At 49.8% G+C, this 201-nt stretch carries 1 rRNA gene; it reads right to left on the bottom strand.

The window, feature by feature from the left end:
- Positions 1-201: ribosomal RNA gene (locus N865_RS21415) — 23S ribosomal RNA — on the bottom strand; the annotation flags it as partial.

The raw sequence follows: 201 nt of genomic DNA on the forward strand, positions 1-201 counted from the left end.
GGCTCCCCTATACGGTTAACCTTGCTACAAAATATAAGTCGCTGACCCATTATACAAAAGGTACGCAGTCACACCACGAAGGTGCTCCCACTGCTTGTACGTACACGGTTTCAGGTTCTATTTCACTCCCCTCGCCGGGGTTCTTTTCGCCTTTCCCTCACGGTACTGGTTCACTATCGGTCAGTCAGGAGTATTTAGCCT

This window comes from Intrasporangium oryzae NRRL B-24470 (assembly GCF_000576595.1).
Taxonomy (GTDB): Bacteria; Actinomycetota; Actinomycetes; order Actinomycetales; family Dermatophilaceae; genus Intrasporangium_C; species Intrasporangium_C oryzae.